Here is a 1,548-nt window from a genome sequence, read left to right on the forward strand (position 1 = left end):
TTCGGGGATGATGGCCGCGTTCACGGCGACGAGGATGCGTCCCGACACAGTGATCGGGCCGACGGCCGCGAGCAGGAGGGTGCCGTCGGCCGAGCGCTGCACGACGTCCTCCAGCACGCCCTCGCGCCGCGCGGTCTCGATCCACTCCGCGGCCCCCGGCGCGGAGGTGAACAGCACGGCGTCGACCTCGCCCTGCGCGGTCTGGACCACCGAGCGCGCGACCGCGGCGGCATCGGGCGGTGGCCCCCAGCGGTAGACCGTCAGGCTCACGACGTCGGCGCCCGCCTCGGTGAACAGCTCGTCGAGGCCGTCCGCGCCCGAGCCGTGGTGCTGCACCGCGACGCGGCGCCCCTCGAGACCCTCGGCGAGCAGGAAGGCGCCGAGCTCCTCGGAGGTCTCGGACTCGGCGACCCAGTCCGCCGCCAACCCGGCCTGCTGGATCGCGCCGCGCGCCTTGGGGCCGCGTGCGACGATCTGCGCCCCCGCGAGCGCCTCGTGCAGCGCGCCCTGCAGGCCCGCCTCGTCGGCGGCCTCCATCCACCCGCGGAACCCGACCCCCGTCGTCGCCACGACGATGTCGGGCGGAGTGTCGATCAGCTCGCGCGTCGCCCCGATGAGAGCCTCGTCGTCGATGTGAGACACGATCGTGAGCGCCGGAGCGTGACGGACGGTCGCCCCGTGCCGCTCCAACGCCGACGCGAGCTCGGCGGATCGACGATCGACGGCGATGACGATCGTGCAGCCGCCGAGCGCGGCCGAGAGGGCGGGGCGGGGGGTCGTCACCGGTCGGAATCCCCTCCTCCCGCCGAGACCGCGGCCGCGTCGGGCAGGAGCAGGCCCGCGGCGGCGACCTCGCCCACCACGATGACGGCGGGGTTGCTCACACCGGCGGCCGCGGCATCCGTCACCGCGGCCGACAGGGTCGTACGGGTCGTCCGCTGCGTCGGGGTGTGACCCCGTTCGACGATCGCGACGGGCCGGTGCGCGGGCGCCCCGGCCGCGAGCGCGGCGGCGACGAGCTTCGGCAGGGCGGCGACGCCCATGAGCACGACGGTCGTGACGGTGTCGTCGGCCAGCGCGGCGCGGGTCGCCGCCGACACCGGGCCCTGGCCCATCGTCACGTGCAGTCCCGCGGCGGTGCCGCGGTGGGTGACCGGGATGCCGGCGGCCTGGGGCACCGACACGACACTCGTCAGCCCGGGCACCACCTCGACGGGGACGCCCGCCGCGAGGCACGCGGCGACCTCCTCGCCGCCGCGGCCGTAGACGAACGGGTCGCCGCCCTTCAGGCGGACGACGCGCTTGCCCGCGCGAGCGTGTGCGACGAGGATCGCGTTGATCTCGTCCTGCGGCACGGGGTGGTGTCCGGGTGCCTTGCCGACGTCGATCACCTCGACGTCGGGGTCGAGTTCGGCGAGGACGTCGGTCGGCCCGAGCCGGTCGGCGACGACGACGTCGGCCTCGGCGAGCAGCCGGCGACCGCGGACCGTCATGAGGTCGCCGGGGCCGGGGCCGCCGCCGACGAGGTCGACGTGACCGGCGGCGGTG

Annotated in this window: 2 protein-coding genes; both read right to left on the bottom strand. The window is 76.1% G+C overall.

The annotated features are described in order from the left end of the window. A partial coding sequence (locus NH287_RS14990; RefSeq protein ID WP_253036248.1) for a uroporphyrinogen-III synthase occupies window positions 1-783 on the bottom strand: 783 nt, incomplete at its 3' end. Continuing rightward, on the bottom strand, window positions 780-1,548 hold a 769-nt coding region (cobA, locus tag NH287_RS14995; protein WP_253036249.1), incomplete at its 5' end, for a uroporphyrinogen-III C-methyltransferase. The genes cobA and NH287_RS14990, both read right to left, overlap by 4 nt.

It is taken from the genome of Microbacterium sp. CnD16-F, from assembly GCF_024124465.1.
In the GTDB taxonomy this organism is placed as follows: Bacteria; Actinomycetota; Actinomycetes; order Actinomycetales; family Microbacteriaceae; genus Microbacterium; species Microbacterium gawkjiense.